Annotated in this window: 25 protein-coding genes and 1 riboswitch; of the genes, 14 read left to right on the top strand and 11 right to left on the bottom strand. The window is 37.2% G+C overall.

Features of this window, described 5'->3' with window-relative positions; translation table 11 throughout:
- Positions 1–99 precede the first annotated feature (99 nt).
- Together AC4NPH_RS26400 and AC4NPH_RS26395 are read right to left on the bottom strand one after the other, a co-directional pair.
- Complete coding sequence (locus tag AC4NPH_RS26400; RefSeq protein ID WP_098197364.1) at positions 100–1,536, bottom strand: DHA2 family efflux MFS transporter permease subunit; 1,437 nt, start codon at positions 1,534–1,536, stop codon at positions 100–102.
- Between the two features lie 21 nt (positions 1,537–1,557).
- Positions 1,558–2,133: a TetR/AcrR family transcriptional regulator gene (locus AC4NPH_RS26395; RefSeq protein ID WP_013055235.1), complete on the bottom strand. Its 576-nt coding sequence runs from the start codon at positions 2,131–2,133 to the stop codon at positions 1,558–1,560.
- 339 nt (positions 2,134–2,472) lie between these two features.
- On the opposite strand from AC4NPH_RS26395, the gene rluF reads away from it, so the two are divergent.
- Entirely contained in the window at positions 2,473–3,180 is a 708-nt protein-coding gene (rluF, locus tag AC4NPH_RS26390) for a 23S rRNA pseudouridine(2604) synthase RluF (RefSeq protein ID WP_025601719.1), read from the top strand.
- Positions 3,181–3,216: 36 nt separating this feature from the next.
- On the opposite strand, the gene AC4NPH_RS26385 is transcribed toward rluF, so the two are convergent.
- Positions 3,217–4,170, bottom strand: coding sequence for a TRM11 family SAM-dependent methyltransferase (locus tag AC4NPH_RS26385; RefSeq protein WP_013055237.1), 954 nt, complete (start codon positions 4,168–4,170; stop codon positions 3,217–3,219).
- Between the two features lie 260 nt (positions 4,171–4,430).
- Between AC4NPH_RS26385 and AC4NPH_RS26380 the strand changes: the two genes are divergently transcribed.
- The 5 genes from AC4NPH_RS26380 to AC4NPH_RS26360 all read left to right on the top strand — a co-directional run bounded on the left by AC4NPH_RS26380 (position 4,431) and on the right by AC4NPH_RS26360 (position 8,985).
- Entirely contained in the window at positions 4,431–4,589 is a 159-nt protein-coding gene (locus tag AC4NPH_RS26380; protein ID WP_013055238.1) for a hypothetical protein, read from the top strand.
- A gap of 167 nt (positions 4,590–4,756) precedes the next feature.
- A complete protein-coding gene (locus AC4NPH_RS26375) occupies positions 4,757–5,146 on the top strand; it encodes a tautomerase family protein (protein ID WP_098197363.1) in 390 nt (129 codons plus the stop codon).
- Between the two features lie 359 nt (positions 5,147–5,505).
- Positions 5,506–6,510, top strand: a complete 1,005-nt coding sequence (gene ftsZ, locus AC4NPH_RS26370; RefSeq protein WP_013055240.1) for a cell division protein FtsZ — start codon at positions 5,506–5,508, stop codon at positions 6,508–6,510.
- A gap of 2 nt (positions 6,511–6,512) precedes the next feature.
- A riboswitch (cobalamin riboswitch) is annotated at positions 6,513–6,704 on the top strand.
- Between the two features lie 142 nt (positions 6,705–6,846).
- Positions 6,847–8,388, top strand: coding sequence for a nickel ABC transporter substrate-binding protein (nikA, locus tag AC4NPH_RS26365; RefSeq protein WP_057274963.1), 1,542 nt, complete (start codon positions 6,847–6,849; stop codon positions 8,386–8,388).
- Positions 8,389–8,457: 69 nt separating this feature from the next.
- Positions 8,458–8,985, top strand: coding sequence for a GNAT family N-acetyltransferase (locus AC4NPH_RS26360; RefSeq protein ID WP_013055242.1), 528 nt, complete (start codon positions 8,458–8,460; stop codon positions 8,983–8,985).
- Between the two features lie 524 nt (positions 8,986–9,509).
- Here the strand turns inward: AC4NPH_RS26360 and AC4NPH_RS26355 are convergent.
- Positions 9,510–9,953 (bottom strand): YfmQ family protein, encoded by a 444-nt coding sequence (locus AC4NPH_RS26355; RefSeq protein WP_013055243.1) that lies wholly within the window; start codon positions 9,951–9,953, stop codon positions 9,510–9,512.
- Positions 9,954–10,146: 193 nt separating this feature from the next.
- Between AC4NPH_RS26355 and AC4NPH_RS26350 the strand changes: the two genes are divergently transcribed.
- Positions 10,147–10,284 (top strand): lmo0937 family membrane protein, encoded by a 138-nt coding sequence (locus AC4NPH_RS26350; RefSeq protein ID WP_013055244.1) that lies wholly within the window; start codon positions 10,147–10,149, stop codon positions 10,282–10,284.
- Between the two features lie 32 nt (positions 10,285–10,316).
- On the opposite strand, the gene AC4NPH_RS26345 is transcribed toward AC4NPH_RS26350, so the two are convergent.
- Positions 10,317–11,087, bottom strand: a complete 771-nt coding sequence (locus AC4NPH_RS26345; RefSeq protein ID WP_098315374.1) for a TatD family hydrolase — start codon at positions 11,085–11,087, stop codon at positions 10,317–10,319.
- A 62-nt stretch (positions 11,088–11,149) separates the two neighbouring features.
- Positions 11,150–12,070: an EamA family transporter RarD gene (gene rarD, locus AC4NPH_RS26340; RefSeq protein ID WP_491939254.1), complete on the bottom strand. Its 921-nt coding sequence runs from the start codon at positions 12,068–12,070 to the stop codon at positions 11,150–11,152.
- Between the two features lie 335 nt (positions 12,071–12,405).
- Between rarD and AC4NPH_RS26335 the strand changes: the two genes are divergently transcribed.
- Positions 12,406–12,801, top strand: a complete 396-nt coding sequence (locus AC4NPH_RS26335) for an SET domain-containing protein (RefSeq protein ID WP_013055247.1) — start codon at positions 12,406–12,408, stop codon at positions 12,799–12,801.
- Positions 12,802–12,836: 35 nt separating this feature from the next.
- On the opposite strand, the gene AC4NPH_RS26330 is transcribed toward AC4NPH_RS26335, so the two are convergent.
- Positions 12,837–13,979: an AI-2E family transporter gene (locus AC4NPH_RS26330; RefSeq protein ID WP_013055248.1), complete on the bottom strand. Its 1,143-nt coding sequence runs from the start codon at positions 13,977–13,979 to the stop codon at positions 12,837–12,839.
- A 127-nt stretch (positions 13,980–14,106) separates the two neighbouring features.
- Here AC4NPH_RS26330 and AC4NPH_RS26325 point away from each other — a divergent pair, with 127 nt between their 5' ends.
- A complete protein-coding gene (locus AC4NPH_RS26325; RefSeq protein WP_491939252.1) occupies positions 14,107–14,370 on the top strand; it encodes a hypothetical protein in 264 nt (87 codons plus the stop codon).
- 248 nt (positions 14,371–14,618) lie between these two features.
- Here the strand turns inward: AC4NPH_RS26325 and AC4NPH_RS26320 are convergent, their stop codons facing one another.
- Positions 14,619–15,149, bottom strand: a complete 531-nt coding sequence (locus AC4NPH_RS26320) for a DL-endopeptidase inhibitor IseA (RefSeq protein WP_491939250.1) — start codon at positions 15,147–15,149, stop codon at positions 14,619–14,621.
- A 414-nt stretch (positions 15,150–15,563) separates the two neighbouring features.
- Between AC4NPH_RS26320 and AC4NPH_RS26315 the strand changes: the two genes are divergently transcribed.
- Complete coding sequence (locus AC4NPH_RS26315) at positions 15,564–15,722, top strand: hypothetical protein (protein ID WP_176532965.1); 159 nt, start codon at positions 15,564–15,566, stop codon at positions 15,720–15,722.
- Between the two features lie 39 nt (positions 15,723–15,761).
- On the opposite strand, the gene AC4NPH_RS26310 is transcribed toward AC4NPH_RS26315, so the two are convergent.
- Together AC4NPH_RS26310 and AC4NPH_RS26305 are read right to left on the bottom strand one after the other, a co-directional pair.
- Entirely contained in the window at positions 15,762–17,342 is a 1,581-nt protein-coding gene (locus AC4NPH_RS26310) for a lactate permease LctP family transporter (protein ID WP_053486800.1), read from the bottom strand.
- Between the two features lie 62 nt (positions 17,343–17,404).
- Positions 17,405–18,361 carry an L-lactate dehydrogenase gene (locus tag AC4NPH_RS26305; protein ID WP_013055253.1) on the bottom strand — a complete coding sequence of 319 codons (957 nt, stop codon included), beginning with the start codon at positions 18,359–18,361 and terminating at the stop codon, positions 17,405–17,407.
- Between the two features lie 331 nt (positions 18,362–18,692).
- Here AC4NPH_RS26305 and AC4NPH_RS26300 point away from each other — a divergent pair, with 331 nt between their 5' ends.
- Positions 18,693–19,568, top strand: a complete 876-nt coding sequence (locus AC4NPH_RS26300; protein ID WP_013055254.1) for a cation diffusion facilitator family transporter — start codon at positions 18,693–18,695, stop codon at positions 19,566–19,568.
- A 140-nt stretch (positions 19,569–19,708) separates the two neighbouring features.
- Positions 19,709–21,727: a methyl-accepting chemotaxis protein gene (locus AC4NPH_RS26295; RefSeq protein WP_098197360.1), complete on the top strand. Its 2,019-nt coding sequence runs from the start codon at positions 19,709–19,711 to the stop codon at positions 21,725–21,727.
- Between the two features lie 294 nt (positions 21,728–22,021).
- Here AC4NPH_RS26295 and AC4NPH_RS26290 read toward each other — a convergent pair whose 3' ends face one another.
- Positions 22,022–22,933 (bottom strand): RluA family pseudouridine synthase, encoded by a 912-nt coding sequence (locus AC4NPH_RS26290; protein ID WP_098197359.1) that lies wholly within the window; start codon positions 22,931–22,933, stop codon positions 22,022–22,024.
- A 155-nt stretch (positions 22,934–23,088) separates the two neighbouring features.
- Here AC4NPH_RS26290 and AC4NPH_RS26285 point away from each other — a divergent pair, with 155 nt between their 5' ends.
- On the top strand, positions 23,089–23,481 hold the full coding sequence (locus tag AC4NPH_RS26285; protein WP_013055257.1) for a YhcU family protein: 393 nt from the start codon (positions 23,089–23,091) through the stop codon (positions 23,479–23,481).
- Between the two features lie 405 nt (positions 23,482–23,886).
- Complete coding sequence (locus AC4NPH_RS26280) at positions 23,887–24,681, top strand: SurA N-terminal domain-containing protein (RefSeq protein WP_025752999.1); 795 nt, start codon at positions 23,887–23,889, stop codon at positions 24,679–24,681.
- The last annotated feature ends 68 nt before the right edge of the window (positions 24,682–24,749 follow it).

Below are 24,749 nucleotides of genomic sequence, written 5' to 3'. Positions count from 1 at the left end.
TGTTTTAATAGTATCTATGATTGCTCTTACATTTATAATATAAATTCTGCATGTAACAAAAGCTGCTCAAATTGTGAGCAGCTCTTATCAGTTTCTTACTTATTGTGTTTCAAGCTGCTGGTCTTTTTTCTTTAACGTAAGAGCGAGCAGGAACGAAACGACGGCGAAAGCGATGGCTACATAATAGACGGTATGAACCCCGCTTGTCATACTTTTTATTTGTAACAGCGTTTTATTCGTTTCATTTGATTGTTGAATAAAGTGCTGAGAAGCCATGGTCATAATACTTGTATACAAAGCGGGTCCAATCGCGCCTGAAACTTGGTTAATCGTATTTGAAATAGCTGAACCGTGAGCATGAAGCGGTTTTGGTACTTGATTTAAAGCAAGCGTCATCACGGGCCCGATGCTTAAACCTACGCCAATTGTAAAGGCTGCGTATAAGATGGCTGCAGTCCTCGTGCTTGTTCCGCTTGAAATAGTAGTGAACAAACTTAAGATAATTGTTAAAAGGACTAAGCCCGTTAAAAGCAGCGGTTTAAATCCAATTTTGTCAAACAAACGTCCTCCCACCATAGCTGTTAGAGCCAGCGTTACGCCGCCTGGAAGCATAAGAAACCCTGTTTGCAAAGGAGACAGTCCCGCAGCCGTTTGGAAATATAGCGGCAAAATTAACATCATTGAAAACTGAATCATCATAATAAGAAACATTAAGAAAATCGATCTTGAAAACACAGACGATCTAAAAGGCTTCATATTAATCATAGGAGAATTCAGCTTGCTTTGCTGTCTGACAAATAAAGCAAGAGCTATGACGCCAATTATGAGCGTAAGCCATACGATAGGATTACTCCATCCCGTCTCTTCACCAGCTGCGCTAAATCCATAAACAACTCCTCCAAACCCAATTGTAGAAAGAATCACAGATGGGATATGAATTGTTGGTTTAGATGTTTCAGAAACGTTACTGAGCTTGAAAAGAGCAAATAGGAAAATAAGCGCCGCTGCAATTAAAAGACCTAGAAATATAATTCGCCACGAATAATATTGAATAATTAATCCTGAAAGAACCGGTCCTATTGCCGGTGCAAATAAAATAGCTACGCTAAAAATCCCCATTACGGTGCCGCGTTTGCTAACAGGCACGAGTGTTAACATTGTGCTCATCACAAGAGGTAAAATAATGCCTGTCCCTAATGCTTGAATCATACGGCCCACAAAAAGCAGAGAAAACCATGGAGTGATAAATCCAATGAAGGACCCAATTAAGTAAAAGCTCATAGCCGTCACAAACAGCTGTCTTAATGTGAATCGTTGAATTAAGAAAGCAGACACCGGAACAGAGATGCCGATTACAAGCATATATCCGGTAGTTAACCACTGAGCTGAGCTCGTTCTAATGTGAAAATCTGAAATGATACTTGGCAAGGCCACGTTCATTACCGTTTCACTAATTAAGCATAAAAAATTTCCTAGAATCAAAATGAAAAGGATAAGCTTACTTTGTGTACTCATTTTTTCTTCTGTTTGTGTCATAAGTGACCTCCTTTTACTAAATTAATTTTTGTTTGCAAACAGCTTACCAATTTGGTCAGCTGCAATTTGCATAGGGACTGTACTATTTTTAGTTAATGAAAGAGTATAAGCACCTTCAATCCAAGACTGTATAGCTGAACCTAGCTGTCTTGCTTCCTCTTGTTCATAACCTGAACAAACTAACTTATCTGCATAAACTTGCTCCCACTCGTTATACACGTCTTCACAGGCCATACGAAGCGTTTCGTTTGATGACCATACTTCACTCGACATAGCAGCGAGAGAGATATCCGCTTCATTTTCCACTTGTTCAAACATTCGATCAGCCATCATTTTTATATGATATTGAATAGCTGCCGCGGCATCTTCATGAGAAGCGAGGGATTTTTCGATATAAGCTTTGACTCTTTCTCCCGTTTTTTGAATAGCTTCTTTTGCTAACTGTTGTTTTCCATCCGGAAAATAATAATAAATAGATCCTCTCGGAGCGCTGCTTTCTTTTGTAATTTGACTTAGACTGGTGGCGTGATAGCCTTTTTTGCGAAAAAGTTTAGCAGCTGCGCTTAAAATTTTTTCTTTTGAATTGGTTGGTTCCATGAAAACAGCTCCCTGATATAATTACTAGTTGATCGGTCAGTATAATGGTAGCAACTCTATACTGATCAGTCAATCCAGACGTCTAGGTCTTGTATATAAGTGAAGATTGATGCAAGCTTCACAGGTGTAAGCATTGATTGAAATGTTAAGAATAAGGTTACAAAGTATTTTGGAGCTATACTTCTATTACTGTTAAAAAAATATGATTAAGTAATGAAATTAAAAGCAGACGAGAAGCGTATAGCATGTTACGATAGGGACGGTATAGAAATTGGCATATGTCTGTTTCTAATAGAAGAGACAAATTTTAAAATTTTTAAATGTAAGGTTGTGATTCACCTGAGACTGAATAAATTTATTAGCGAATCTGGAAAGGCGTCAAGACGCGGGGCAGATAAGTTAATTAGTGAAGGAAGAGTAACCGTTAATGGAAAGGTTGCAAAAGTCGGAGATCAAGTTAAGCCTGGCGATGATATTCGAGTAAGCGGCCAACAGCTTCGGATTGCTCGAAATAATGTATATATTGCGCTTAATAAACCAGTCGGCATTACAAGTACGAGTGAAAAAAAAGTAAAGGGAAACATCATTGATTTAGTCAATCACCCTTTGCGTATTCACCACGTTGGACGACTTGATAAGGATTCAGACGGCTTAATTTTACTTACAAATGACGGCGATATTATTAATGAAATTTTACGTGCAGAAAACAAGCATGAAAAAGAATATATTGTTGCAGTAGATAAGCCAATTACACCAGAGTTTATCAAAAACATGTCTGAGGGAGTAAAAATTTTAGGCACAAAAACGCTTCCTTGTGAAGTGACACAGCTGTCTAAGTATGAGTTTCAAATTATTTTAACACAGGGTTTAAATCGTCAAATTCGCCGTATGTGTGAAGTGCTCGGATATGAAGTATACCGCCTTCAGCGTACGCGTATTATGAATATCCATTTAAACAACTTACCTGTTGGGCAATGGAGAGATTTAACGAAAAAAGAGCGTACGCAGCTATTCAAAGAATTAGACTATGAACCTAAAGAGTGGTAAATAAAAAGACACCAGCCTGTTAGACTGGTGTCTTTTTTATTCGCATACAACTACTTGTCTAGAAAATACGCTTTTGCGCGCTACGCAGCGATCTGAAATAGAAAAGCCAGCTTCATGAATCATATGGTCAATCGTATCTACTGTAATCACGACTACTTTATCCGCAAAGCGGCGAGCGTGTTTTAAAATAGAAAGCTGATCTTCAGGCGTCGCGTGGGTGTAGAGATTGTAAGGCATGTCGATGATAGCTACATCATAGTGAGTTGTAACATCTGAAATCGGTCCAGTTTTGACATCACCGCTTAAGCCGAAATGCGCAATATTTTCACGAGATCCGTCGGTCACAAGTGGATTGATATCGCGTCCTACAATATCAATGCCCATTGAAAGGGCTTCTACAAGGACTGTACCGATACCGCAGCATGGATCAATCGCTTTGATTCCTTCAGGGTTTGGAACGGCAATGTTAGCTACAGCTCTTGCAAGGCGGGTACTGAGTGCTGTAGAGTATTCACGCGGTTTCTTCAAATGATGCAGCCATACCGCTTCGCTTTTTTGATATTTCCCAAAATACCAGCGTCCTTCAAATGGAACAATGCCAAACAAATGGTCAGGGTTATGCAAGTCTGCTTCTGCTACAAAATGCCAACCCACATCACGTTCAATAGCACGCTGACCTTTATAACTTATTTTTTGATCTTTTTCCAAGTCATTAATTTTCATGAAAATGAGTTTAAATGTTTTGTCTCCAAGGTCAATATCTTCTACTTGTTTACAAATATCTGCAAGGTCATCTGATTCATACATAATATCTAATCGCTCTTTGATAAAAGGGCTTCTGCTTGGATCAATTTTAACGGCACTTTTTATGATAGGTTTCTCAGTTTCAATTTCAAAAAGAGAGCGTCTCTCTAATTGACATAGTGAGAGTTCCTCTTCGCTGCATGCGTATGTGTAAATATACTGAGGCAGCTGCGTATGGTTATTCAATATCGTATCATCCTTTATCGTATCTAATTATCCTTCTTCTCAAACAATAGCGAGAAAAGAAGAGAAAAGCAACGAATTTAAATATATTTGCCCGTGAATACTAAATTGAAGCGCTACATAGTCCACTTATTTGACAAAACATGCTAAAATAACTGGTGATAACCTGCATGTGCTGCTGTCTATACAAAAGAACTGGATCAAGGTTTCTCAAAAATCATTTACACACTGCTGACATTTTGATGAATAGGAGAGGCTACGTGATGTCTAAAAGTGATCATGAAAAGCAACAGATGAGTCGGGCTGATATGAAAAAACAAGCCAAAACATCCTCGCAAAACCTTGTGATGAACGTACTCATTGCCATTGTATCTGTATGTATTTTAGCTCTTATTATAAATGTTTTTGTACTAATGAAATGAGCCGTTATGCTGCTCATTTCTTTTTATTAGGTTCAGCTTTTATTGAAGCGTTTGAGGTCTCTTTCACTAGAGAGCACATTGTGAATAGCATATCTTTTTTTAACAAATGATAGTTGTGATATGATGAAGCAATAATACATTAGACAAAAAGCTGGAGGTTACTTAGTATGCCATTACTTAGATTTGATTTAATAGAAGGAAGAGATGAAAAAGAGTTAAAAACATTACTAGACGCTGCTCACCGAGCGATGCTAGAAGCCTTTGGCGTCCCGGAGCGCGACCGTTATCAAATTGTACATCAGCATCCTGCTCATGAAATGATTATTGAAGATACAGGTCTTGGCTTTGAGAGAAGCAAGGATTTGGTTATTATAAGTGTAACGAGTAAACAGCGGACAGAAGAGCAAAAGCAAGCTCTTTACAGATTAATTGTAAAAGAGCTTGGAGAGAGCTGCGGCATTCAGCCAAACGACATTATGATTTCGATTGTTGAAAACGGTAATGCTGACTGGAGCTTTGGCATGGGAGAAGCTCAATTCTTAACTGGGAAATTATAAAACGGTTTATTATCTAGAGAAGCCCTTATTTCTAAGGGCTTTTTCTCATTTTGTCTATAAAAATATTATTCTCTTAGTCACATCTTACTCAAAATTAAATACAGACATCTGTCAAATGAATGATACAATAAGCTTATATGCCATTTTGAGTGGAAAAACCATAAAAGAGTTCGGCGTACTAATTTTAGAACAACAATAAATTTACATAAAGATGTAAAGATTTAAAGGTTAAAAGAGAAGTGTATAAAATCTGTAAAACAAAAGAACAGTTACGCGTTAAACATAGGAGTAAAAGGTTCTTCACGTGTTTTTTCGGATAATAAGAGAAAGTAATTTTGATCATTGAGGAGGAACTTAGAATGTTTGGATTTGATGCAGATGTATCGCCACTAGTGCGAATTAAAGTAATTGGGGTCGGCGGTGGAGGAAATAACACCGTTAACCGTATGATTGAACACGGTGTACAAGGAGTAGAATTTATCGCCGTTAATACGGATGCTCAGGCGCTTAACTTATCTAAAGCAGATGTGAAAATGCAGATTGGTGCGGCCTTAACGCGAGGATTAGGTGCAGGAGCTAATCCAGAAGTGGGAAGAGAAGCAGCCGAAGAAAGCAGAGAACAAATTCAAGAAGTACTGCAAGGCGCAGATATGGTATTCGTAACAGCTGGCATGGGCGGAGGAACCGGTACTGGAGCAGCTCCGGTTATTGCCCAAATTGCTCGTGAACTAAATGCTTTAACAATTGGAGTAGTCACTCGCCCGTTCAAGTTTGAAGGAAATAAACGTACGAAGCAAGCAGTAGGCGGTATTACTGCGATGAATGAATCGGTAGATACCCTTATTGTGATTCCAAACGACCGCTTGCTTGAAATTGTCGATAAAAAGACGCCTATGCTTGAAGCATTCCGTGAAGCAGATAATGTTCTTCGCCAAGGTATTCAAGGTATTTCAGATTTAATCGCTGTTCCGGGGCTGATTAACCTTGACTTTGCTGATGTAAAAACCATCATGTCTAATCAAGGATTTGCGCTTATGGGTATCGGACGAGCTTCCGGATCAGACCGGGCAATTGAAGCAGCGAAAAAAGCGATTTCTAGTCCGCTGCTAGATGCATCGATTGATGGAGCAAGAGGCGTGCTGTTGAACATTACGAGCGGCAGCAGCTTGAGTCTTTACGAAGTACAGGAAGCAGCAGATATTGTCACGTCTGCTTCTGATCAGGACTTAAATATGATTTTTGGGTCCGTGATCAATGAAGATTTAAAGGACGAAATGATGGTAACCGTTATTGCCACTGGATTTGATGATGAAGATGTTTCACCATCAGCTTCTACTTCTAGAGTTTCAAGAGCACGCTACTAAATTAAATAACCAGCTTTTATGGTGGCAATTGTTTTTCAATTGCCTTAAAAGGGAATCCGGTGCAAATCCGGAGCGGTCCCGCCACTGTAACAAGGAGCCTTATGTCAAAAAAGCCACTGTCTATTTAGAGACGGGAAGGCGGTATAAGGCAGTGACTTGAAGCCAGGAGACCTGCCATAAATCGCAGCACACAATAACCTACGAGGATAGGGAGGTGTTTTGGCAGAACCAAAAATAGGATAAACAAGGGATACGTTTATCTGAATTTGTTGTGAAGACAAGCACTTCTTTTTAGAAGTGCTTTTTTGTGTATTAAAATAGAAGGTGGAAAAATCAATGATAAATAATAAAAAACTCGTATCTATGATATTTCTTGTGTTACTTTGCCTCACTGCTTGCGCTCCTAATGAAGAGAGCATAAGTATAAAAGAAAGAAAGAAAACGGATAAAAGTGTGACGTTTTTATTTAATTTTACATCTGCAACGCTTGATCCTCATACGGATGATAATTATACAGCAGTTCGTGCGGGAGTAGGGGAGACGCTTGTTAAAATCAGCAATGATTTAAAAATAAAGCCCTGGCTTGCTGAAAAGTGGGAAACGAAAGATAACGGTCTTACGTGGACATTTACGATAAGAAAGAACATTACGTTTCAAAATGGCAAAGCGCTAGATGCAAATGCCGTTAAGTCTTCTCTTCAAAGAACGATAGATCAAAGTTATGCGATGAAAAACGCTTTAAATATTAAAGAAATGAAAGCGAACGGTCATGCGCTGACAATTACATTAAAAGAACCAATGCCTAAATTTCCTTCTGAGTTAGTGCATCCAAACACAGCTATTATAGATGTTGATGTTTCTAGTATAGCTAAGAAGCCCATTGGCACAGGGCCATTTCACGTTTTGACTTTCGATCAAGGAAATCAAGTGAAGTTAGAAAGATATGAACATTATTGGAATGGGAAAGTAAAATTGAAAAATGCGATCTTTGCATTTAACGAAGATGCTAATGCGCGAGTTGCGGCTCTTCAGTCCGGGACAGCCGATATTATTTATCGCCCGCCTTTAGAAAGCTTGAGCACTTTACAAGCGAATTCGTCTTTCAAAGTAAGTGGAGTACCTAGTGTGCGTACTCATTTATTGCTTTATAACCAAACCAATGACGCATTAAAAGACGAAACTGTAAGAAAAGCTATCGATACCTTACTGAACCGGAAAGAAATTGTCAGCAGCATAATGAACAATCAAGCGGCAGCGGCTCGAGGTCCATTTTTACCCCAATTTCCTTTTGCTGATAATACTGCTAGTGAGACAAAAGGAATAGCATATGCTAAAAAATATTTAGAGAAAGCAGGCTATCAACTCAAAAATGGCAAAGTAATCAAAAATGGAAAGCCATTATCCCTCTCTCTTGTCACATACAGCTCATTGCCAGAACTTCCTTTGATTGCTCAGCTTATACAGTCTAATGCGAAAGAGTTAGGAATTAATATTAAGATTCACCTAGTTGAAGACAGCGATGAATATGTAATGGCAAAAGATGATTGGGATTTAGCATTGTACAGCCTTATCACAGCACCTAGAGGGGATGCCAGCTATTATTTAAGCACGAACTATTTGCCGGGCGGTGGTTTAAATGCCAGCCGGATTAATGACGATACGCTAACAAAAATGATAGAACAGTTAAATTCAACAGTAGATGACGCAAAACGAGATCAGCTAGCCAAGCAAGCAACCGCTTTGATTAATGGGGAAATGCTGACGTCATCGATTGTACATCCAAACATTGTTGTTGCTTATAATCAAAAAGTGAAAAACTGGACAACAAATCCAAGCGAGTATTATATGCTGACTCAGCATTTAGACGTAACGCCATAGTCAATATTGTTGTTCCTATAGGAAAAAGAGAAAGGATACAATGATAGATAAAAGGATGTGACAGTAAACGTGCAAGAAGTACAAATGTATCAAATTAAAGAAGTAAAAGAAAAGGATGCTGAAGTGATTCAGTTTGTCATGAATATGCGGAATGAGCTATTTCCTATGCTGGAAAAAAATCAGCTTTCTGTGGATTTGCTTCATTTTAATGAACATTATGTTCAAGCGAAAGGCGCTGCTTTTTTTGCAGCTGTCACGGAAAATCAACAAGTAATTGGAACAATTGGTTTATACGCTTACGATGGAAGGTTTCATGCATTAAAAAAGCGATATGAACATAAAACTGCAGCCGAGATTGTAAAATGCTATGTCGATCCAGCATACCGGCGTCTAGGCATTGGACAGCAGCTGTTAAAGGCAGTGGAACAATTTGCTCAAAATCATTTTTATGACACGTTGTATCTGCATACTCATCCTTTTTTACCGGGGGCTATCCCATTCTGGATTTCACAAGGTTTTATCGAAAGGCTTGCTGAACAGGATGAGCCATGGAATACGCTGCATATGGACAGAAAAATACAACCGGTCGTAATGTAACGATATTATACAGTAATTACCATGGGATCTAGATAAGAGCTAATGCTATAATGAACGTACTTACATTTATAGCCTGTAGGGCAAGTCCTTACAGAAAAGAACCACGTTTCGAATTGGCTGAAACGTGGTTTTTTTCTATGAAAAACAAATAACAAAATATTTTTGAAAATATATATGAAATCGCTTTCAAAATAATGAAATATATTATATAATTACTAGTGTTGTGTTGTACTTTGTTAGTGTTAAATCAATATCCTACATGTGTGAGCCGATTGCCTTATGGTAGTCGGCTTCCTTTTTTATGGTAGGACTCTAAAGGGAAATAGCATTTGTTAAAATGGCTGTAATTGTCATGACAATAGTTGTCCCAAAGGCCCACTTGAAAAGAAACTTTTGATGCTCGCCGAAATCTACTTCAACCAATTAATTTATATTATAGCATTAGAATTAATGTTAAAGTTTGGAATTTTTAAATAAGATAGCTTCAACCTAAAACTAAAAAAGCCGCCTTATAGGCGACTGGTTTAAGCTAGGTCAGCTGTTATGGACTGCTTTTGAAGGTGATCAGACAGCAGGCTGTAAGCAATAATTTTCTTTTTATACTGTTTTACGACATCGACATGATCATCATAACTGTATACGCATAATCGAACATCTTTTTTTCCTTTTTTCGTATCGATAACCAGTGGAGTTTCACTGTCTTCTAGGTGTTTATAATAGTCCTTATTTCCTTCATGGACATAATATTGTTTTAAAAATGTTGCTTTATTAAAATAATCAATCACTTGCATTTTGTCTTTGCCTTCTAAATGTTTCCCATCAACTGTGACAGTAACGTTTTGATCATCAAGTGTTGGGTGTAATTGAAATTTAGTCATAAGCCATTTGACCACTGGAGTTGGAAGACACGTTACTAATATTTTGAGTGCACTTACAAGAATGATGGAAAGTAATACAATCCACGTCATAGTTAATCATCTCCGCTATAGTTTAAATGAAATAAGATTACATACTTATTTTACCACAGAGAACATGAGTACTTTTTGTACATTATGTGAACCTTCCTTAGTGAAAAGATGTATATGAAATGCGTTTATTTATGCACATTTAGGGAAATATAGAATTATAACAAATACTACATATAAAAAAGGAGAAAAAATTATGTTGTGGACGATTATTGGACTTTTATTTATTTTTTGGTTATTAGGATTAGTTTTTCATATTGGCGGCGGCATCATTCACATTCTTCTTGTCATTGCAGTGATTGTGCTAATCGTAAAACTTGTGAAACGAATTTAGATATAAAAGGCCTTTCCTTAGGGAAAGGCCTTTTATGTGGAGAGATTATAAAAACAAGACGTATTTTGATATAAAAAATCATATGCTTCCGTTCCAGAAACTCCTTTGAGACGTGCTATTTCCTCAACGGACTGATGTATCATTGATGGAACCGTTGTCTGGTTTTGAAAAGGTCCTTCAAATGGCCACGGACCATCTGTTTCGACCATCAAGTAGTCAAGAGGGTATTCCATGGCAAGCGCTTGGATTTTAGGCTTATATACAATATCAGGTGTAACTGAAATATAGTAACCGTTGTTTTTCATTCGTTCAACGGTTTTTTTAGCTCCTTTGAACCAGTGGAAGTGAGCTTTAGACACGGAATGTTTTTCTAGTAAGTCACACACAATTTCAGCGTCTTCATATACAGCGTGAAGAATTAACGGTTTTCCCCACTTTTTTGAATGAATAATAAAAGCTTCAAGCAGCTCCAAATAGGGCTCTAGAGAAAGAGTATAGGTCTGATTTAAGTAATAAGGTAGACCAACCTCACCAACAGCTATCATTTCTTCATTGTTTTGATCAATCCAGGCAAACAGCTCCGCTAATTCATTTGGAGAAGGCAGTATTTGTTCAGGATGAAATCCGTAGGCGGGTTTCACACAGGAATACAATTGGCTGATTTTTTGATTAAGTTGGCAAGACTGTAATGTGGAAGATACAGAAATAAGCGCTTGTAACGAAGGATCCTTCTCTATTATGTCCTTCCAGCTTTTCGGTTCATATTGATCGAGGTGAATATGAGCGTCAATGATTTGTTTCATAAGTATCGCTCCTTTCAGCCCAATTTGTTTAGAAATAATACGTAAGAAAATGTATGCTTCTGTTAGGCTTCCATCTTATTTTTTATGTGTTTTTTGTTCCCCCATTTAGTAATAGATGAAAACGTATAAACAATAAGAGCTAACCAAATAAAACTAAAAGCAATAACATGAGCTTTTGTTAGCGATTCATGGTATAGAATTACTCCTGCTAGCAGAGATAAGGTTGGTGAAATATATTGAAGAATACCAAGCATTGATAATGATACTTTTTTAGCACTTTTTGTGAATAATAAGAGTGGTAGAGCTGTGACCATTCCACTTCCCATTAATAAAAGACTTGTTGAAAAAGAATCAAAAAACTGCAAGTGTGATTGAAACGTGAGGTAGCCTATGTATGCTAATGAAATAGGGGAGATGACCATCGTTTCAAGAGTTAATCCGATTGTCGAATCAGCTTTAATCTTTTTCTTTGCCAAACCATATAATCCGAAAGTAAGAGCTAAACTAAGCGAAATCCAAGGAACAACACCATAATGAAGACTGAGTGTTAATACGCCGATCCCTGCTAGTATAAATGCAAAAATTTGAGCTCCGCTTAATCTCTCTTTTAAGACAATAACACCTAATAAAACACTTGTTAGGGGATTAATATATTGTCCAAGGCTCGCTTCTACTATTTTTCCATCAATGACAGCCCACATAAAAATGCCCCAATTTGCACTAATAAGTACAGACGCAGTAAAAAGGGACCAGAATAAGGATGGTTTTTTCATTATTTCTTTTACAAACGTAATGTATGTACGCCATTTCTTTGTTATCAATAAAAGAATAAGCATAAAAATAAAAGACCAAAAAACGCGCTGAGCTAAAAGCTCCCCTGGTGCTACGGGGTGAACCAGCTTCCAATAAATTGGCGTAAGCCCCCACATAAGATAAGAAAGGACTGCATACGTTACACCATCTTTGTCATGATTTAAGTTCATTTAAAACCTTCTTTCTAACATGAGATAAATTTGGTAGTAAGAGTGATAGATTAACATAAAAAAACAGCATAAACGATTATATCACAGAGAAAAACGATTCTTCACATGTTGAATGGCTCAAAAAAGCGCTATGCGCAAGGTCATTGCTTTTCCATGTCTAAAATAAAATCAAATTGCATGTTTCTAACAAGGTAAGTGCTTACACAAGTGTGCATGATAAGCGCTCCTTCAGCTTATATTCAAGTGGTTATGAAAAACAGTTGATTTCCCCATTAGAAACTGTCAAGCTTAAGGAAGAAAAAAATCTTAGAGGAAAGAATATATAGGTGACGAATATGATCGAAATAAAAGTGTCTGCGATAAGCGACGGAGAATTTAATAGAGGTGTATTTGCTAAGCAAGATATTAAAAAAGGAACGCTTATTCACGAAGCTCCTGTTATCGCTTATCCTAATAAAGAGCATGATTTTATTGAGAAAACAACACTAGCGGATTATGCTTTTGAATATGGAGTGAATCATACGGCTATTCTTTTGGGATACGGTATGCTGTTTAATCACTCGTATACACCCAATGCTACGTATGAAATTAATTTTGACAATCATACCTTTGATTTTTATGCATATACGGATATCCAAGCAGGAGAAGAAATTCTCATCAACTATAATGGAGATGAAGATGATCAAGAGCTCCTTTGGTTTGATCGTGAAGATGAAGAAGAACAAAAGTAAAAAGTTAAGCCCATCGAAAATCGATGGGCTTTTTATTATGCTTTTTTATCTGGATACATAGTAGAATTCAAACGGATGAATTGATAAATATGCGTAATAATAACTTTTAAAACGGCATATCCAGGGACGGCTAAAATAATACCGATGATTCCGAATAAGTTTCCGGCGGTTAGAATGACAAAAATGACTGTAATCGGGTGAATGTCTAGGCTTCTTCCCATAATTTGCGGAGATATTACTTTACCTTCAAGCAATTGAACAACTGCCCAGACAATGGCTAGTTTTACAAGCATGAAAGGAGAGGTAATAAACGCAATAATAATTGCTGGTATGATGGCGATAATAGGACCAAGGTAAGGCACAACATTGGTTACCATGGCGATAATCGCTAAAAGTAATGCATAGTCTAATCCAATAATCAGATAGCCAATGAAAAGCAGTACACCTATACAAATTGCAACGAAAATTTGCCCACGAATATATGCGCTTAGTGCATGATTCATATCGGCTAAAATAAACTTAGCCTCAGAACGAGAACGATTTGGAAGCAGCTTCACAATGTAATTAGGAAGATTTTTTCCATCTTTCAACAAGTAAAAAAGAATAAAGGGTAAAACGGCAACCGATAATATTATTTCTGTGATGGTTCCGACAAAATTAACGATACCGCTTGAAAATCCAGAAACATATTTACTCAAGTGTTTGGAAGCATCTTTTGAAAGCTTGTCTAGGTCCGTGTTGGCCGACTGAAGACCCTGCTCGACATATCGGTTATTTGAAAGATTCGTCACCGCATGCTGAACGTCATGCGTCAGCTCTGGGATATTATCAATAAGACGGTCAACTTGATTTTTTAGAGGCGGAATAACCGATGAAATAATAATGGCTAATGCGCCGATAATCACTATGTATAAAACAAGAATGGAAATAATTCGTTTTACACCTTTTCGTTCTAAAAAGTCAACAAGCGGATTAAATAAATAAAAGCAAATTCCTGCTAAGATAATCGGCAGTGCGATTGTTTTAATAAAAATAGAGATAGGAATTAAAATAAATCCGATTTTTGATAACGAAAAAATAGTCATGCTGAGAATAAAAATAATAATTGTATATACAACAAATTTATTATTTAAGATTTTTTCTCGGAAAAAAGTTCCTTTCTGAGGTCTAGGTTCCAAGCTGTTCAACTCCTTTAAAAAATAAATGTATAGTTATCATACCCTGATTTAGACTAATTTAAGAGGGTTTTTTACAAAGAAGTGTGCATACTAGTAGAAAATCTTCTAGAAAGAAGGGGTGAAATCATTGAAAGAACAAAAACCGTATGATGATTTCTCTACAGTAGAAAAAAGCCACGAGTATATAACCGCTGAAGAATTTCCAGACGGTCCTTTCGGCTCTCCTGTTAATCAAAAACTTGGGAAATCTACTTCATGGGAAGAAGGGCAGCGAACGTATAGCGCATTTAATTATGAAAACAAAAATCTTCATGAAAAAGCGCAAAGATTATTTCCAGGCGCGCATCCTGTACATGATAACCCAGAGGAACATGAACAAAATCCAAGTTAATGTCTTTATTATGCTCTGAATATATTGCCCTATCTTTTTGCTGAATTATGTTGACAATAAGCAATTTAGCCTGTAATATAAAACGTAACTTATCACTGTTTCTACAGGATTCGACAAAATTTGATTTACTTAAACTTGTGATCTCAACTTCTATTTACAGCTATTAGAGCGCTGTAAGTAGAAGTTTTATTTATGTTATCGATAAAAAAGAAAAAAGCAGGTCTGCTCAAGCAGGCCTGCTTTTTTTATTATTGAACAGCGTCAAATTTATTTACTTTCCACTGAGAATTAGATTTATAGAATGTGACAGTGCGTTTTACGCTGCCGCCATCTACAGTTGGAACTGTGAATTCATAAGAGCGAACTGTTGCTGTTTGATACACAAGCTTTGTTTTTGCTTTTGACCACTCTAACATGCTGAATCCGTCGCCGATTGGATGTGCAAGTTTGCCGTTATATGTGATATAGCCGTAATTTGTTAATCCTTTTTCTACTGCACTATTTGTAAATGTCTCAGATAAGTAGCTTGATAGCTCAGCTTTTGTATCAAATTCAGGGCAAAGATACACGTACTCAGTTCCTTTATATTCAAATGTACGTTCTGTACATGGTTTGTTTTTATAACCGTGCAGAGCACTCCAGAAATGATTGCTGGCACTAGCTGCAATTTTGACAGCATTTGCATCCGTTAGTGTTGTAGATGTTGTTTGTGCTGTAACTCCAGTGCTTAGTGTAAAGAAAATAGCGATTGATGATAAAACTAGTCCAATTCTTTTCATTTCTAACTCACTCCTAATTAATTAACCTTATTTATGTAACAATTATGTGTTTTATATTTCTTTTGTTACATTTATATTACAATAAATCTGTAACAAAAGAAAGTGTTTTGTCTTTTTTTTCTTAAATTTTTTTAGTTTTTTACTAGTTTCTAAAATAGATATAGTAAGGGAATTACCAGTTAAATGTTGATTTATCAACGTTTTCAGGCGTTTCTTTCTACTTTTTAATCTTTTTGTTACAAAAAAATTGTTTGTAACAAAACTGTAATAAAAGAAGCTTAATACCTTTACGATACAGAAAAATAAAGATAAAACGGTGAAAAAGTGAATGTGAAAACTGTTTTTTTTCCTTTTTTAGGCATATTCCTTTTACCATTTTCAGCTTTTTAGTAGGGTAGATTAAGAGGAGGCGAAATGATGAAAGGCATTATACATAGTGAAAAAAGTGGAATAGCAGGCATGAAGTACAGAGATCTTCAGGAGATGCACCCTCAAAGAGGAGAAATTCAGAATAAAAAAATCCCCAGCGCTAACTGGGGACTTTTTTATATAATCAAACGTTTGTTTAAATGAAAGAAACAAGGTAATAACAGGATTTTTAGCAGTTTTTTATCATAACCACCAAGCTAACAAAAAGGTAACAAATCCCCCTAGTATCAAAAATCCCATGCTGTATTTGAGCGTGTATTTGAACAGTTCACTTTCTTTTCCAGCCAGTCCCACTGCTCCGGCAGCGACGGCAATTGATTGAGGAGAAAGCATTTTAGCCATCACTCCGCCGGCAGTATTGGCCGCTACAAGAATAATTGGCAAAACATTAATTTGCTGAGCTGTAGTTAGCTGCAAGTTGCCGAACAGCGCATTATTTGATACGACAGACCCCGTTAGAAATACGCCGATCCAGCCAAGAAATGGAGATAAAAATGGAAAATAAGCAGCTGATGTAGCGAGCGCTAATCCAAGTGTAGAAGACTGTCCTGAATAATTTGAAATAAAAGCAAAAGCAATGACCATCATAATAGTAATAATAGGTCTTGATAATTCTTTTACGGTTTCTAAAAGAGTGGTCCATGCCACTTTTGGCGATACGTTAAGCAAGAAAACTGAAAGGATACAAGCAATAAGAATTGCTGTACCTGTTGCTGCAAATACGTCTATTTTTAAGACAGCAGCGTAAGGCGTAGGATCCTTTACTAAAGGCGCTGCTTTAATTACGTGATTGTGTAAAAATGGGACGTTAATAAGCAGGTTCATATGTTCAAGCATCGTTTTGACAAAAGAAATGCTCCAAGCCGTAACGAGTATCGTTAATAGAATAAAAGGAGACCAAGCCTTTAAAATCTGTTTTGGTGACAGGCTGAAGCTTTTAGCTGCTGCCGGGCTTGTTCGTTTAATATAAAAAGCAAGAGCAAGCAAACTCACAATAGAAGATGTGATATTTGGAAGTTCAGGGCCGATGTATGTAACAGTTAAATACTGTGTCAGTGCATAGGAAACGGCTGTGATGCTCGTTGCTTTCCATACGTCTTTTAATCCTTTTATCCCATCCATAATAAAGACAAGTAAAAAAGGGATAAGAAAAGAAATAATCGGAAGCTGCGTGCCAAGAAAATGAGCAATTTCTTTTGGATCTATGCCAGATACTTGTCCTGCAACAATGACAGGAATCCCCATGGCGCCAAACGCTCCTGAAGCTGTATTAGCAATTAAACATAGCGCCGCTGCTTTTAACGGTTTGAACCCAAGTCCAACTAGAAGCGCTGCTGTAATGGCAATTGGAGCTCCAAATCCCGCTGCCCCTTCTAAAAAAGCATTAAAAGAAAAAGCAACAAGCAGCATTTGCAAGCGGGGGTCATCGGTTATTGAAATAATAGATTGTCTGATGGTAGTAAACTGTCCGCTTTTGACAGTTAGCTTATATAAGAACACCGCTCCGATAATAATATAGCTGATGGGCCAAAGTGCATACAGAAACCCATAGCCTGTGGCTCCTAAAACCATTGAGGCAGGCATATCATAAAAATAAATAGCAATAATCATAGAAAGAAGCACCGTAATACCGGCAGCAATGTGTCCTTTTAATTTCAAAAGAGTTAAAGCAATAAAGAAAAAGATAATGGGAATGAGTGCAATTAGTGCAGAAAGCCAAATATTATCTAACGGATTATATACCTGAGTCCACGTCATATTCATACACCTCTACTACATATTTAAAACAAGGTAGCGGGGGAGTCCCCCGCAAAAATCTTTAGATGTTACACAAAAGCTCTGTCGCGAGTTTGCTTAAGAATGCTAGCAGAGTGCTCGAGCTGCTGCTGTTCGTGAGGAGTTAAATTCAATTCAATAATTTGACGCACGCCGTTTTTATTAATGATAGCTGGTACGCCGATATACACATCAGAAATACCGTATTGTCCTTCTAATAAAGCAGATACTGTTAAAATAGAATTTTCATCATCTAAAATAGCCTTGGTAATGCGTACAAGCCCCATTGCAATTCCGTAATAAGTCGCTCCTTTTCGATTAATAATATGGTAAGCCGCATCGCGGGTTTGTTCGAATAGATGCTGCATATCCGGTTCTTTTTCAATAGCGGCAGTATTGATAAAATGTTCGAGCTTCACACCGCCAATTTGCGCGTGGCTCCAAACAGGAAATTCCGTATCTCCATGTTCCCCCATAATATAAGCGTGGACGTTGCGAGAATCTACTTCGAAATAGTCGCTTAACAAGTAGCGGAAGCGAGCTGTGTCAAGAATCGTTCCTGAACCAATTACCCGTTCGTTTGGTAATCCTGATACTTTTTGTGTAACGTGTGCGAGAATATCAACTGGATTTGTTGCCACTAAAATGATGCCGTCAAATCCGCTGTTCATAATATCTTTTACAATGCATTCGAAAATTTTAACGTTTTTTTCAACTAGATCTAAGCGTGTTTCCCCTGGAGCTTGATTAGCGCCTGCTGTAATAACTGCTAAATCAGCGTCAGCACAGTCTTTATAATCTCCAGCCCAGATTTTCATCGGTGTGGCAAATGGCATTCCATGATTGATATCACGTGCTTCACCTTCTGCTTTTTCTTTGTTCATATCGATTAACACTAATTCATTGGCAATACCTTGATTCACCATTGAAAAAGCGTAGCTTGAGCCAACAAAACCAGTTCCGATAACGGCAACTTTTCGTGTTTTTGGTGTAAATTGTGTTTTCATTTGTATCATCCTTTGAATTTAATTTTGTGATGTTTTTCACAATGTTAGTGTAACAAGAATAAATAGCTTCAGCTGTGATAAAAATCACACCTTTAAAAAATAGTAAACAATTTTACAGGGTGATTTAAAAAAATGTCCTTCTACATGAAGTGCCACATTTAGAAAGATCTTAAACGTTTAAAGTGTTGAGTAAAGGCAACTTGTTTTGCAGAAAGCTAAAGAGTTTAACATTCTCTATTTGTATGTTAGCAGCCAATAATGTTTCTATAGACCCACACGAAATCCATTTGTTACACTAAGTTTGCTTATTTTGAATAAAGGAGTGGAAAGGATGGAGAACTACTATGAGCAAGCCCAAAAAGGTGCTTGGGTTAGTATCTTATCATATATCTTTTTATCAGCATGTAAACTTATCATTGCGGGTGTCACCGCTTCCTCTGCATTAAAAGCCGACGGTCTTAATAATGTTACAGATATTATTGCATCAATTGCCGTCTTAGTCGGCTTAAAAATCTCTAAAAAACCTCGTGATAATGATCATCCCTATGGACATTCCAGAGCGGAACATATCTCTTCACTTATTGCTTCTTTTATCATGATGGTCATCGGACTAGAAGTATTGGTCGATGCGGGTCAGTCATTATTTATGGACAAATCTGAAGCGCCTAATTTACTGGCTGCTTGGGTAGGTCTTGGAGCGGCTGCTGTTATGGGTGGTGTCTACCGATATAATATTAAGCTTGCTAAAAAACTTGATAGCCAGTCCTTATATGCGGTTGCTAAAGATAATTTGTCCGATGCACTTGTGAGTATAGGGGCTGTTGTGGGAATTTTCGGCTCACAGTTCGGCCTGCCCTGGCTGGACGTGGTAGCTGCTTTTGCTGTGGGAATTATTATTTGTAAAACAGCCATCGAGATTTTTAAAGAAGCGGCTCATTCCTTAACAGACGGATTCGACGAAGAGAAGTTAGGGCACTACAAAGAAAGCATCGAGCTTGTAGAAGGTGTAAAAGAAGTAGAAGATGTGAAAGCGCGCAAGCTTGGTAATCAAGTCGTGATTGATGTAACTGTTAAAGTAGATCCCCATTTAAATGTTATCAAAAGCCATGAAATTGCTGATCAAATTGAACATATGATGAACGATGAGCATCAAATTAAAGATACGCTTGTTCATATTGAACCTGATGCATACGAAAAGCAAAAATAAGACCAGCACGTTCTTTCGTTATGAAAGGATGCGCTGGTTTTATTTTGCGGGAATTTGAAATAAATCACAAAAACTTCTTCAAAAATGAAAATGAAAAGCCGTTATTAGTAATATAAAGATTTTTGTAGAAGGGTGAGGGAATGAAGAGGTTAAGTGCAAAGCTCGTAGTATTTTTTAGTATTTTTATAGCTATTTTATTATTAGTTGTTTCAGGGGCTGTTTATCAATTTACCAAAACGCAAATAGAAAAAGATGTAGAAGTACAGTCTCAAAGTCAAGTGAAAGAGTTAAAAGAAACGATTCATACGTACTTAGACATGTATAGTCGTTCTTTGCTGACGTATAGTGAAAACGATGTAATTGTTAATTTTGTTAAGCAGGAAGGAGATCAAACAAACCAAGAGAAAAATCCGTATTTTACATGGAACACAGTTCAAAAAGAGTTTACACAGTTTAAAGAAAAGTATCCAAACCTAGCACTTGAATACATAGGCACTAAAAATAAAGGAATGTATTCTGTTCCTAAACAAGAGTTTGGTTCAAACTATGATCCGACTTCAAGGGTATGGTACAAACAAGCAGTAGAATCACCTGAAGAGGTTATTTATACGGATCCATATGAAGATGCAGCAACAAAAAAGACGGTCGTGACAATTGCAAAGGCTATTTTAGATCCAGATACTAAAAATGTGCTGGGCGTTATAGCTACTGATTTAGACTTAGATGCATTAAAAAACATGGTAGGTAAAGCAGAAGTAAATCACGGTGGGTATGCATTTTTATTTGATCAAAATGGCACAGCGCTCGTTCATCCAACAGAAGCTGGGAAAAATTTAATGAATCAGCCATTTATGAAAAAAATGTACGAAGCAGACCGGAATAGAGATTTCATGAAGTATACCTTTCAAGGTGAAGAGAGAGTGATGGCATATGATACTCTCGAAGGGACGAATTGGAAGATAGGAAATGCCTTTATTTATAATGAAATGCTCTCAAGCGCTCATCATTTACTGACTGTTATTGTCTGGATTGCGTTAATTGGCATCTTATTATCAGTGGTGTTAACCATCTTTTTCTCAAGAATCATTACTAATCCGATTCGCCGCTTGAAAAATGAAGTAGCCAAAGTAACAGCTGGCGATTTAACGGTTCAGGTGAAGACGAAGTCAAAAGATGAAATTGGTGAGCTTACTCATTTATTTAATGATATGGTAGCCAAAATGAAAACATTGATCGGCACGGTTCAGACGTCTGTTGAGACAGTGAAAACGTCTGTTGAAGACTTGAGCGCCGTATCTGAAGAAGCAACTGCATCCAGTGAGGAAATTGGCCGGGCTATCCATGAGATTGCGAGCGGTGCCACGCAGCAAGCTTCTGATGCTGACTCTACTAATCATAAAACGATGAGTTTATCTTCGCAAATTGAAGAAGTCATTGAACAAAACGCACAGATTAATAAAATGACGATTGAAGCTGTAAGCATCAATGAAAAAGGTTTAAAACAGATGCAGCTCCTTCGCAACCAAACCACTGAATCGTCTCAAACGATTCACGCTGTTCAAGCTGTAATGGAAGAATTAACAAATAAGATGAAAAAAATTGAATCTATTATTTTCACGATTAATAGTATTTCAGATCAGACAAATTTACTTGCATTAAATGCTAGTATTGAAGCAGCTCGTGCAGGAGAACATGGCAAAGGATTTGCGGTAGTAGCTGAAGAAGTGCGAAAACTTGCTGAACAGTCCTCTCAGGCCACTGAACAAGTTCGCCATACGATCGGAGCGATTCAAGGGGAAGTCGCTGCTGCGCGTGAAGAATGCAACCGTACAGAAGAGCTTTCAAAGTCTCAAGACTTTGTGGTAGGAGATACAGAACGAGCTTTTCATGAAATTGCAACTACGATTGAACAAGTAGCAGCGGCTGTCGAACATGTGACAAGCAGCATGGACAGTATCGATGAGCATAAGGAAGACGTGGTAGCGGCAATTCAAAGCATAGCAGCTATTGCACAGCAATCAGCAGCGGGAACTGAAGAAATTACCGCTTCTACAGAAGAACAAATTAGAGCTATTTCTACTGTTTCTCAATCAGCTGAACATCTGCAAGAGATTAGTGAAGAATTGGCGAACTTGATTCGTCAGTTTAAAATTCAATAGAAAAAAAGAGGCTAGGACAAAAGTATTTTAGTTAAAGGAAAATCCGAACGATGAATTGAGATTCTTGATAAAGAATTCAACTCGTTCGGATTTTTTTATTGATATGGTGAACGCAGGTTTCATGTATGTTGCTGCTTCTAGCTGGTGATTGGAGGGCAAGACGAAGACTCCGGCCGCCCGCGGAAAGCGAAGTCTTGCACGGAAATCAGCAGCGGTGTCTCAAGCGACCCATATGAGCATATTTCTCCTATTTGTTTGCCTTTAGCTGGTTGTGTCTTAATCTCTCTTTTATGTTTAATAGGAAAGCAACTTGCTGTAAGGCAAAAAGACTTGCTGAGTTGGAGGTGCAACAGCTGACACGCGCTGATGTGTAAACGGATGTATAAAAGAAAGCTTAATGGCGTGTAAAGCTTGCTGCTGCTCTTTTAATCTCTTTCCTCCATAAAGCGTATCGCCAAGTAATGGATAGCCGATGTGACTCATATGAACACGAATTTGGTGAGTGCGTCCGGTTTCGAGCGAAAGTTCAATAAGCGTTTCGTTTTTTGCCGTATTGCGTTTTAACACCCGATAACGTGTTTTGGCAGCTTGTCCCGTTCTAGATACTCTTCTTCTTGTAGCATGATGACGATCGCGTCCAATGGGTTCATTGACGATTCCGTCCTCTTTTTTTATGATTCCTTGGACGAGGGCAATATAAGTCCGATTAATTTTACGTTCAGCCAGCAGCTGATCAAACACAGAGCTTGCTACAAAATGCTTCGTGAATAAGATAGCACCTGATGTATCGCTGTCCAAACGGTGAACGTGTCTAGGCTTTGTTTTGAGGCCTATTTTTTGAAAATAAGCAGCTACAGCATTTAAAAGAGTTTTTTGGTCTTGCTCTGATGAAGGATGAGTATCTAGGTTTATTGGTTTGTTTACGATTAGTACGTGCTCATCTTCAAACAAAATCTCTATATCAACATTGTAAGGTGTTATTTCATTAGGCTCTGCTTCAAAAAAAGGGAGTGACATTTTATCATGTTCCTTAAGCGTGTTTCTCCATGGTAAAGGCTCACCGTTTATAAGGACATTTTTATTCATCCGAAACTGATGCAACGTTTTTTTAGGAATACGCCATTTCGTTTTTAAATAATCTTCAATTGTTTGCCCTGCATCATTTTTTGCGATTTTATCTTCTAGCCATTGGCCGTGTATACTCATATTTAATCCCTTCCTTACATACTAGTAAATATCCTTTAATCTTTTAAAAGAACTTGTAAATAATTAGGAGGAAATAACTACCTGAAGTTCTCGTTTTATGTTTATGTTATGCTAAATAAAGAGACATAAGTTAAGAGAAAAAAGGGGGGGTAACCATGAAAATTGCCCAAGCAGCTCCGCCAGAAATGGAGAATTACATAGAAGAGTTGACTGAACAGCTTCGCTATGACTTGTTACCTCGGTATGTATCTGTAGATAAGCTTAATCCTGATGAATTATTAAACCCAGATTATTGTACAGACCATTTATATAATGGCTTACTCGATGAAGCATTGCAAGTCATTAGTAGCCTTCAGACAATAATTGCCGTGATTGAAGCGATTCAACATCGGCCGATTGAAGAAAGCGACTGCGAGCAATTCGAAAAAAATATTTCAATTTTAAAAAAATACGGGTTCTTATTTCCTGTTTCCATTGAGTGTTTTGCAAAAGAAAACAATTTGATTACGTATTCGTATGAATCGTTTTATAATTCATACATAAATTGAAAAGAAAAAAGCATGATTATCCCATGCTTTTTTCTTTTTTTTTTTATGAATTTCGGCTTTCAATTGGATAAAAAAAGAACTTGTGATATCGTTAAGCTCGTATAAAGTTCTTATAGAAATATGAAATCAAATACTATCGTTTTTCATATAACAAATAAATTGAAATAATACAGATGTATAACGAACTGTAAATTATGTAAATCATACTAAATAATGTTATGATTAGACAGGCCGTATAAAGAAGAGCATTTATCTTTCATAAGATTACAAAACGTTTCAATCTTATTACATATGTTTAAAATTAGCCTAAATGGTTTCTTTTTACGCCTATATCATATACAATGCCCCCTAGATGATTTTTTCGAATAGCTAATAATCGTTTGGGATTATGAAAGGAGATTAATCATGAAAAAACTGATGTATACATTGCTCATTGGGTTAATTGCTGCAGCTTTAACAGCATGCGGTTCAAACGATGATGCAAAGCAATCAAAAAGTGATGATCAGAAAACTGCACAAACTGAGAAGCAAAAAGAGGCTCAGGAAAAGCAGGAAAAGCAAGCAAAAGAAATGCAGAAGAAATTAGATAAACAAAAAGTAGATGAGAAGAAAACCGTAGCAGTTGTAAACGGTAAAAAAGTTTCTGGTGAAGAATATAATGCAGCCCTGGCTACATCACAAAATCAGTACCAACAAATGGGACAAGACCCAACATCTAAAGAAGCAGCTAAACAAGTAAAGCAGCAAACAATTGACAATTTAGTAGGTCAAACGCTGCTATTGCAAGAAGCTGAAAACAAAGGCTATAAAGCAACTGATGAAGAAGTAAATAAAAAGTTAAAAGAAACGAAAAAGCAGTTCAAAACAGATAAACAGTTTAAAGCGGCTTTAAAAGATGCAGGACTAACTCAATCACAATTAAAGTCTGAGCTGGCTGACAGCATTAAATATCAGCAGTACGTAGATAAAGACATCCAAACACCAGAAGTAACAGATAAAGAAATTCAAGATTATTACGATCAATTTGCAAAACAAAGCCAAAGTCAAGCAAGCGGCGGTAAAGAACAATCTCAAATGCCAAAGCTTGAAGACGTAAAGCCACAAATTAAGCAGCAGCTTGAACAACAAAAGAAACAAGAAGCATTGGAGAAAAAAGTTGAAGAACTTAAGAAAAATGCAAAAGTTGAAGTGAAGCTTTAAATACAAATGAAACGGCTCTTTAAAGGGCCGTTTTTTTGTTATGTACATTTATTGTTTCTTGTCAGTAA

Source organism: Priestia sp. MDV22-iso46 (assembly GCF_058629175.1).
This window is presented reverse-complemented; position numbering and strand designations above follow the sequence as displayed.

Excerpts from the sequence above, each read along its gene's own strand:
- AC4NPH_RS26400 (WP_098197364.1), bottom strand. The coding sequence starts at position 1,536 with ATGACACAAACAGAAGAAAAAATGAGTACACAAAGTAAGCTTATCCTT.
- AC4NPH_RS26395 (WP_013055235.1), bottom strand. The coding sequence starts at position 2,133 with ATGGAACCAACCAATTCAAAAGAAAAAATTTTAAGCGCAGCTGCTAAA.
- AC4NPH_RS26380 (WP_013055238.1), top strand. The coding sequence starts at position 4,431 with ATGTCTAAAAGTGATCATGAAAAGCAACAGATGAGTCGGGCTGATATG.
- AC4NPH_RS26375 (WP_098197363.1), top strand. The coding sequence starts at position 4,757 with ATGCCATTACTTAGATTTGATTTAATAGAAGGAAGAGATGAAAAAGAG.
- ftsZ (WP_013055240.1), top strand. The coding sequence starts at position 5,506 with ATGTTTGGATTTGATGCAGATGTATCGCCACTAGTGCGAATTAAAGTA.
- nikA (WP_057274963.1), top strand. The coding sequence starts at position 6,847 with ATGATAAATAATAAAAAACTCGTATCTATGATATTTCTTGTGTTACTT.
- AC4NPH_RS26355 (WP_013055243.1), bottom strand. The coding sequence starts at position 9,953 with ATGACGTGGATTGTATTACTTTCCATCATTCTTGTAAGTGCACTCAAA.
- AC4NPH_RS26350 (WP_013055244.1), top strand. The coding sequence starts at position 10,147 with ATGTTGTGGACGATTATTGGACTTTTATTTATTTTTTGGTTATTAGGA.
- AC4NPH_RS26345 (WP_098315374.1), bottom strand. The coding sequence starts at position 11,087 with ATGAAACAAATCATTGACGCTCATATTCACCTCGATCAATATGAACCG.
- rarD (WP_491939254.1), bottom strand. The coding sequence starts at position 12,070 with ATGAACTTAAATCATGACAAAGATGGTGTAACGTATGCAGTCCTTTCT.
- AC4NPH_RS26335 (WP_013055247.1), top strand. The coding sequence starts at position 12,406 with ATGATCGAAATAAAAGTGTCTGCGATAAGCGACGGAGAATTTAATAGA.
- AC4NPH_RS26320 (WP_491939250.1), bottom strand. The coding sequence starts at position 15,149 with ATGAAAAGAATTGGACTAGTTTTATCATCAATCGCTATTTTCTTTACA.
- AC4NPH_RS26315 (WP_176532965.1), top strand. The coding sequence starts at position 15,564 with ATGATGAAAGGCATTATACATAGTGAAAAAAGTGGAATAGCAGGCATG.
- AC4NPH_RS26310 (WP_053486800.1), bottom strand. The coding sequence starts at position 17,342 with ATGAATATGACGTGGACTCAGGTATATAATCCGTTAGATAATATTTGG.
- AC4NPH_RS26305 (WP_013055253.1), bottom strand. The coding sequence starts at position 18,361 with ATGAAAACACAATTTACACCAAAAACACGAAAAGTTGCCGTTATCGGA.
- AC4NPH_RS26300 (WP_013055254.1), top strand. The coding sequence starts at position 18,693 with ATGGAGAACTACTATGAGCAAGCCCAAAAAGGTGCTTGGGTTAGTATC.
- AC4NPH_RS26295 (WP_098197360.1), top strand. The coding sequence starts at position 19,709 with ATGAAGAGGTTAAGTGCAAAGCTCGTAGTATTTTTTAGTATTTTTATA.
- AC4NPH_RS26290 (WP_098197359.1), bottom strand. The coding sequence starts at position 22,933 with ATGAGTATACACGGCCAATGGCTAGAAGATAAAATCGCAAAAAATGAT.
- AC4NPH_RS26285 (WP_013055257.1), top strand. The coding sequence starts at position 23,089 with ATGAAAATTGCCCAAGCAGCTCCGCCAGAAATGGAGAATTACATAGAA.
- AC4NPH_RS26280 (WP_025752999.1), top strand. The coding sequence starts at position 23,887 with ATGAAAAAACTGATGTATACATTGCTCATTGGGTTAATTGCTGCAGCT.